6 protein-coding genes are annotated in these 4,884 nt (G+C 77.1%); 3 read left to right on the top strand and 3 right to left on the bottom strand.

The genetic code is table 11. From position 1 onward, the window contains the following. The coding region (locus tag GTW67_RS08440) for a Tat pathway signal sequence domain protein (RefSeq protein WP_161164185.1) at nucleotides 1-290 on the bottom strand (290 nt) is incomplete at its 3' end. Between the two features lie 258 nt (nucleotides 291-548). Between GTW67_RS08440 and GTW67_RS08435 the strand changes: the two genes are divergently transcribed. Further along, nucleotides 549-1,559, top strand: a complete 1,011-nt coding sequence (locus GTW67_RS08435) for an NAD-dependent epimerase/dehydratase family protein (RefSeq protein WP_161164184.1) — start codon at nucleotides 549-551, stop codon at nucleotides 1,557-1,559. Nucleotides 1,560-1,589: 30 nt separating this feature from the next. Here GTW67_RS08435 and GTW67_RS08430 read toward each other — a convergent pair whose 3' ends face one another. Together GTW67_RS08430 and GTW67_RS08425 are read right to left on the bottom strand one after the other, a co-directional pair. Then, nucleotides 1,590-2,702, bottom strand: a complete 1,113-nt coding sequence (locus tag GTW67_RS08430; protein ID WP_161164183.1) for a sensor histidine kinase — start codon at nucleotides 2,700-2,702, stop codon at nucleotides 1,590-1,592. A gap of 2 nt (nucleotides 2,703-2,704) precedes the next feature. After that, nucleotides 2,705-3,535 (bottom strand): response regulator transcription factor, encoded by an 831-nt coding sequence (locus GTW67_RS08425; protein WP_237518739.1) that lies wholly within the window; start codon nucleotides 3,533-3,535, stop codon nucleotides 2,705-2,707. Nucleotides 3,536-3,649: 114 nt separating this feature from the next. Here GTW67_RS08425 and GTW67_RS08420 point away from each other — a divergent pair, with 114 nt between their 5' ends. After that, nucleotides 3,650-4,378 (top strand): glycosyltransferase, encoded by a 729-nt coding sequence (locus GTW67_RS08420; protein ID WP_161164182.1) that lies wholly within the window; start codon nucleotides 3,650-3,652, stop codon nucleotides 4,376-4,378. Beyond that, nucleotides 4,375-4,884: TIGR04282 family arsenosugar biosynthesis glycosyltransferase (locus tag GTW67_RS08415; protein WP_237518738.1), on the top strand; the 510-nt coding region annotated here is incomplete at its 3' end. The genes GTW67_RS08420 and GTW67_RS08415, both read left to right, overlap by 4 nt.

Genomic DNA, 4,884 nt, shown 5'->3' with positions numbered 1-4,884 from the left:
TCCGTCGCGCCGGTGTCGGGCGCGCCCTCGGGCACGGCGGAGACCTGGCCGTCGGCCGGCGGGCGGGTCGGCTCGGCGGACGGCACCGGGGTGCTGACGGCCGGGGAGCTGACGGACGGCACCGGCGACGGCGCCTGGGTCGGCTCGGCGGACGGGGCGGACGGGGCGGGGGTGGCGGTGGCCGGCGGGCTGCTGGGGGCCGCGGTCGGGCCGTCGGCGAACGCGGGGGCGGTGCTCGCCAGGACGGCGGTGCACGCGAGTGCCAGGGCACTGAGGATGGTCCGGCGCATGGGGTCGCTCTCTCTCGTCGGTCGGTGTCGTCGGTCGGTGTCGTCGGTCGGTCCGTCCGCCCGTGGTCGGTGGGCGGGGACGCGGGGACGCGTGTCGCGTGGGTCGCGGATCGTGCGGAGAGACGAGGCGGCGAGGGAGCGGGTTGTAAAGAGATGGCAAAGTCACCGGAGGCGCCCGCGCCCGTCCGCTTCTTACGGACCCGTGACGTGCCGGTCCGGCGCCCCGCCCCGGCGCCCCCGCGGACCTAGCGTGGCCGTATGCGCGTACTGGTCACCGGCGGTGCCGGGTTCATCGGGTCCCATGTCGTGGAGGCGCTGCGGGCGCACGGGCACGAACCCGTCGGCTACGACGTCCGCGAGGATCCCCGCGCCGACGTGCGCGACCCGGCGGCCGTCGCCCGGGCGCTGGCCGGAGTGGACGCCGTGTGCCACCAGGCGGCGATGGTCGGGCTCGGCAACGGCTTCGCCGACGCGGCGGAGTACGTCTCGCGCAACGACCTCGGCACCGCCGTCCTGCTCACCGCCATGGCGGAGGCGGGCGTACGGCGGCTGGTGCTGGCCGGGTCGATGGTCGTGTACGGGGAGGGGCGGTACGCGTGCCGCCGGCACGGGGTGGTGCGGCCCGGGCCGCGCGCCGTCGCCGACCTGGACGCGGGCCGGTTCGAGCCCGCGTGCCCGGTGTGCGGCGCGGACCTGGACCCGGGGCTCGTCGGCGAGGACGCCCCGGCGGACCCGCGCAACGTGTACGCCACGACCAAGCTGGCCCAGGAGCACCTGGCCGCCGCCTGGTCCCGGACGACCGGCGCGGCGGCGGTGTCGCTGCGCTACCACAACGTGTACGGGCCCCGGATGCCCCGCGACACCCCGTACGCGGGCGTCGCGTCCTTCTTCCGCTCCGCGCTCGCCCGCGGCGAGGCACCGCGCGTCTTCGAGGACGGCCGCCAGCGCCGGGACTTCGTGCACGTGCGGGACGTGGCCGCGGCGAACGTCGCGGCGCTGGAGGCGCTTGAGGCCGGGCCGTCGGCCGGGGCGCTCGCGGTCTACAACACCGGCAGCGGTGATCCGCACACGGTGGGCGAGATGGCGGCCGCCCTGTCCGCCGCGTACGGCGGGCCCGAGCCCGTCGTCACCGGCGAGTACCGCCTCGGCGACGTACGCCACATCACCGCCGACTCCTCGCGGCTGCGGGCCGAGCTGGGGTGGCGGCCGCGGGTGGGGTTCGCGGAGGGGATGCGGGAGTTCGCGGGGGCGGAACTGCGCGGGGCGTGACCCCGAGCGGCCCTTCGTGACCCTGGCGTCTCAGGCGTCCGCCGTGGGCAGGAGCACCTCGAAGCGGCAGCCGCCGGGGATGTTGCGGACCGTGGCCCGGCCCCGGTGGGCCTCCACGATGCCGCGGACGATGGCGAGGCCGAGTCCCGCCCCGGCCGGGGGCGTACGGGCGTGGCTGCCGCGCCAGCCGGTGTCGAAGACGCGGGGCAGGTCCTCCTCGGGGATGCCGCCGCAGCCGTCGGTGACGGAGAGCACCACGCCCTCGGGCGAGGGTGCGGCGGCGACCGCGACCGTGCCGTCGGCGGGTGTGCGGCGGATGGCGTTGACCAGCAGGTTGCCGAGGACGCGGCTCATCTCCTTGCCGTCCACCTCGACCGGCACGGCCGCCACGGCGTCGCCGACCAGCCGTACGCCGTGCTCGCGCGCCAGCGGGTCCGCGCCGGCGAGGGCGTCGCCGACCAGGTCGTAGAGCGAGATCCGGGCCGGGGCGAGGGGGAGGGTGCCGGCGTGGATGCGGGAGAGTTCGAAGAGGTCGCCGACCATGCCGTTGAGGCGTTCCACCTCGGTGCGGATCTGGCGCAGATAGCGGTCGGGGTCGGCGGCGACGCCGTCCTCCAGGGCCTCGGACATGGCGCGCAGGCCGGCCAGCGGGGTGCGCAGGTCGTGCGAGATCCAGGCGACGAGTTCGCGCCGGGAGGTCTCCAGGGCGCGCTCCCGTTCCCGGGACTCGGTGAGCCGGGCGCTGGTGGCGGCCAGTTCCCGGCTGAGGGCGGCCAGTTCGGCGGTGGCGGGGGCCGTGGGGGCCGCGTAGCCGCCGTCGTCGCCGAAGGAGCGTGCGGCGGCGGTGAGTTCGCGGCTGCGGGCGACGACCCAGCGGCCCAGCAGCAGCGCGGTGGCGAGGGAGACGACGGCCGCCATCGCCACGACGGTGGTCACGACGGAGAGGTCGTGCGGGGACAGGAACATCGCCCAGGCGACGGCGAGGGTCCCCGCGAGCATCGCCAGGACGGCGACCGAGGCCACCACCGCGAGCGACGCGGTCAGGGAGCGGCGCCGGATGAGCCGCAGCACGCCCGCACCCGCGAGGCCGGTGGCGGCGGCGCCGGCGAAGGCGTAGAGGGCGATGAGGAGGGTGTCGCGCATGGTCAGCCCGCCTCCTGCCCGTCGGGTTCCGGGTCCCGGCCGGCCGGGTCGAAGCGGTAGCCGACGCCCCACACGGTCTGGATCAGCCGGGGCCGGGCCGGGTCGTCCTCGACCTTGCCGCGGAGCCGTCGGACGTGGACGGTGACGGTGGACAGGTCGCCGAAGTCCCAGCCCCAGACCTCGCGCATCAGCTCCTCCCGGGCGAACGCCCGCCGCGGGTGCCGCAGGAAGAAGGCGAGGAGGTCGAACTCGCGCAGGGTCAGCGCGAGTTCCGTGTCGTCCTTGGCGGCGCGGCGGGCGGCGGGGTCGAGAGTCAGCCCGGCCGCGGACAGGGGCCGGGCCGCGGGGGCGGGCCGGGTGCGGCGAAGCACGGACTCGACGCGCAGCACGAGCTCTCGCGGGCTGAAGGGCTTGGTCACGTAGTCGTCGGCGCCGACCTCCAGGCCGAGGATGCGGTCGTCCTCGTCGCCCCGGGCGGTCAGCATGACGACCGGCACGGGCCCCCGGTCGCGCAGCCGCCGGCAGACCTCCAGCCCGTCCATGCCGGGCAGCATCAGATCCAGCACCACCAGATCCGGCCGGTGCGCGGCGTCCCGGGCAAGCGCGGCGGGCCCGTCCCCGGCCCGGTCGACGACGAAACCGGCACGGTCCAGGTACCCGGCGACGACCTCGGCGACGGTGGGATCGTCATCGACGACCAGCACCCGGGCGGACCCCTCCGGGGAGCCACCGGAACGCCCGACGGGGGCGCCGCCGGGACGCCCGACCGGGGTGTCGGCGGGGTGCCCCTCGGGGGTCGTTGCCGGGGACGCGGGCTCGTTCGGGGGCTGCATGCGACCAGCCTCGCACCGTGGTCCGTGCGTGGCGGCCGGGTGGGCGTGCACGGCGGGCGACGTCCGCGTTTCGTAAGGAGCGGGCGTCCTATTTGTCCCGTTCGGGTTCGTAGGGTGGCAGCCGTGACCACCTCGCCCGCTCCCTACGTCGACGTCGTGCTGCCCTGTCTGAACGAGGCCGGGGCGCTGCCCTGGGTTCTGGCCCGGATCCCCGACGGCTGGCGCCCGCTCGTCGTCGACAACGGCTCCACCGACGGCTCGGCGGACCTCGCCCGCGCCCTCGGCGCGACGGTCGTGACCGAGCCGCGCCGCGGCTTCGGCGCCGCCTGCCACGCCGGGCTGACCGCCGCCACCGCCGACATCGTCTGCTTCTGCGACTGCGACGCCTCCCTCGACCCGGCCCTGCTGGCGCCCTTCGTGCACGAGATCCGCGCCGGCACGGCCGACCTGGTGCTCGGCCGCAGGCGCCCCCAGGGCCGGGGCGCGTGGCCCGCGCACGCCCGCGCCGGCAACCTCGCCCTCGCCCGGATGCTCCGCCGCCGCACGGGCCTTCGCCTGCACGACCTCGGCCCGCTGCGCGCCGCCCGCCGCGAGCGGCTGCTCGCCCTCGGTCTCACCGACCGGCGCAGCGGCTACCCCCTCCAGATGGTGGTGCGCGCCGCCGACGCGGGCTGGCGGATCACCGAGCACGACGTCCCCTACCTGCCCCGCACCGGCGACTCCAAGGTGACGGGGACCTGGCGGGGCACCTGGCACGCCGTACGGGACATGCGCCGGGTCCTGGCCGAGGACCCGGCACGGCCCGCCCCGCGTGAGGCGGCGCACGGGGGGAACTCACGATGAGCATGGCGACCACCCTCCTCGTCATCGCCAAGGAACCGCGCCCGGGCCGCGTCAAGACCCGCCTCACCCCGCCCTTCACCCCGGCCGAGGCGGCGGCGCTCGCCGAGGCGGCCCTCACCGACACCCTGCGTGCCGTGGCCGCCACGCCCGCGCGGCGCCGGGTGCTGGTCCTCGACGGCGCCCCCGGCCCCTGGCTGCCGGCCGGCTTCGACGTCGTACCGCAGTGCGCGGGCGGGCTCGACGAACGGCTCGCGGACGCCTTCGCCGGCTGCGCCGGGCCCGCCCTGCTGGTCGGCATGGACACCCCCCAGGTGACGCCGGAGCTGCTCGCCGTGGACTTCGCCGGCTGCGACGCGTACGTCGGCCCGGCCGAGGACGGCGGCTTCTGGGCGCTGGGCCTGGCCCGCCCCGACCCGGCCCTGCTGCGGGGCGTGCCCATGTCGACGCCGGTGACCGGGGCGGTGCAGCGCGCGCGGCTCGTCTCGGCCGGGCTGCGGGTACGCGAC

It is taken from the genome of Streptomyces sp. SID5910 (assembly GCF_009862125.1).
In the GTDB taxonomy this organism is placed as follows: Bacteria; Actinomycetota; Actinomycetes; order Streptomycetales; family Streptomycetaceae; genus Streptomyces.
Note: the sequence above shows the minus strand (reverse complement) of the source record. Positions and strands in the feature narration are given on the sequence as shown.